This is a genomic window from Streptomyces sp. McG3 (genome assembly GCF_018619185.1).
Lineage (GTDB): Bacteria > Actinomycetota > Actinomycetes > Streptomycetales > Streptomycetaceae > Streptomyces.
In genome coordinates this window covers 1-1,964 of record NZ_JAAXYC010000544.1, presented here as the reverse complement: position 1 = coordinate 1,964, position 1,964 = coordinate 1, and the positions used below count along the sequence as shown (strand labels likewise).

Here is a 1,964-nt window from a genome sequence, read left to right as displayed (position 1 = left end):
TGCCGACGTATGCCTTCCAGCGCAGCCACTACTGGCTTCCCAAGGCCCATGTGTCGGGCGACGCGGAAGGCCTCGGCCTCTCCAACACCGGACATCCCCTCCTCACCGCCGCCCTCCCCATGGCCGACGGGAGAGGGCTCGTGCTCACCGGGCTCCTGTCCCGCGCCTCCCATGCCTGGATGGCCGATCACCAGGTCGGTGGTGTGGTGCTCCTGCCGGGCACCGCGTTCGTGGAGCTTGCGGTGCGGGCGGGGGACGAGGTCGGGTGCGGCCGGGTCGAGGAGTTGACGCTCCAGGCCCCGCTGATCCTTCCCGACGAAGGCCCCGTGCGCATCCAGGTCGTCGTCGGTGACGACGACACCGACGGGCGCCCGGTCTCGGTCTTCTCGCTCGCGGAAGACGCCGACGACGGCGACTGGACCCTCCACGCCACCGGCCGGCTGGCCCCGACCCGCTCCACGGCGGAACAGGACCTCACCGTTTGGCCGCCCGCCGATGCCGAGCCCGTCGAACTCGCCGGCTTCTACGCCGCGCTGGCGCAGGAAGGACCTGGTTACGGGCCGGTCTTCCGGGGGCTGCGGGCCGCCTGGCGGAGCGCCGGGGAGGTCTTCGCGGAGATCGCCCTGCCCGATGGGGTGGAGGCCGCCGGTTTTGGTGTGCACCCGGCACTTCTGGACGCCGCCCTGCACCCCATCGGCCTCGGCGGACTCGTCGACGCCCAGGGCGGGGCGATGCTGCCGTTCTCGTTCGACGGGGTGGAGATCCACGCCACCGGTGCGACGCTCCTGCGCGTGCGGCTCTCCCCGGTCGGCGGGAACGCCGTGTCGTTGCTGATGACCGACGCCACGGGGCAGCCGGTCGCGTCCGTCGACACGCTCGCCCTGCGGCCCGTCTCGGCGGAGGCGCTACGCGCGGCGTCGGCGGGCCAGGACTCGCTGTACCGCGTCGACTGGGTGCCCGCTGTCCGCACCGGCGGTGGCCAGGCGCCGCAGATTGTCGCCGAATGGGTCCCCGGCGGGTCCGGCGTGTCCGACGCGTACGCCATCGACGTCACCGATGCAGCTGACGTAACCGATGCAACTGATGTGACCGATGGGCTGCGATCTCCGGAGCTGGTGATCGCCCGGGTACCCCGGGACCTCGGCGTACGTGAGGCCGTGGACCGGACCATCGCCCTGGCCCGCCTGCGGCTGCGCGACGAGAACCCCGGGGCCGACGCCCCCCTGCTCGTCGTGACGCACGGCGACGACGCGGCCCACGCGGCCGTGCGTGGCCTCGTCAGGAGTGCTCAGGCCGAACACCCGGGACGGTTCCTGCTGCTCGACACCGACGACGACACCCTCCCGGCCCACGAGCTCGCCGCCCTGGTCGCACCCGGCGAGGACCACTTCCGGCTGCGCGGCGGCGAGGTGCGGGTGCCGCGACTGGCCCGGGCCGGCGGCTCCGACACGCTGCGGCCCCCGGCCGACGGGCCCTGGCGGCTGGAGACCGCGAAGGCCGGATCGCTCGACGCCCTCCGTCTCGCCCCCGCCCCCGAGGCGGACGCGCCGCTGGAGCCCGGACAGGTCCGGATCGCCGTACGTGCCTCCGGCGTCAACTTCCGCGACGTGCTGATCGCGCTCGGCATGTACCCGGGTGAGTCCGCGCCCTGGCTCGGCGACGAGGCCGCCGGCGTCGTCCTGGAGACCGGGCCCGGCGTCACGCATCTCGCGCCGGGCGACCGGGTCCTGGGCATCGTCCCGCGGGCCTTCGCCACCCGGACCGTCGCCGACGCGCGCATGGTCGTCCGCGTACCCGAGGCCTGGTCGTACGAGACCGCGGCCTCCGTCCCCCTCGTCTTCCTGACGGCGTGGATGGGGTTGGTGGATCTCGCGGGTGTGCGGGCGGGTGACGCGGTGCTGGTGCACGCGGGTGCTGGTGGTGTGGGGATGGCGGCGGTGCAGGTGGCGCGTCATCTGGGTGCG

Annotated in this window: 1 protein-coding gene; it reads left to right on the top strand. The window is 74.0% G+C overall.

The genetic code is table 11. The features are described 5' to 3' along the window. On the top strand, window positions 1-1,964 hold a 1,964-nt coding region (locus HET64_RS38290; protein WP_215111827.1), incomplete at both ends, for a polyketide synthase dehydratase domain-containing protein.